Genomic DNA, 261 nt, shown 5'->3' with positions numbered 1-261 from the left:
GGTGCTGGGCGCGGGCGGGGTGGGGGCGTGCTCGGCGGAGGGCTCCGGGGTGTCGGTGCGCGGCTGGGCTTCGGCTCCGGGGTCGTCGGCCAGGTCGGGCATGCGGAAGGCGGTGCTGAGGAAGTTCCGCATGTCGCGGGCTGCTTGGGCCTGCGCGGAGTGGCCCTCGGCGGGGGCGGGTGCGGGGCGCGGGGTGGTCTTTCGGGGGCGCCGCTCCCCTCGGTCGGCCTCGCGGCGGGCGGCGCGGAGTGCTTCGCGGGC

Annotated in this window: 1 pseudogene; it reads right to left on the bottom strand. The window is 79.7% G+C overall.

Annotated elements, in window-relative coordinates:
• Nucleotides 1-261, bottom strand: a pseudogene (locus GT030_RS25885) (hypothetical protein); the annotation flags it as partial.

Origin of the sequence: Streptomyces sp. SID1328, assembly GCF_009865595.1 — a bacterium.
Lineage (GTDB): Bacteria > Actinomycetota > Actinomycetes > Streptomycetales > Streptomycetaceae > Streptomyces > Streptomyces griseoluteus.
Note: the sequence above shows the minus strand (reverse complement) of the source record. Positions and strands in the feature narration are given on the sequence as shown.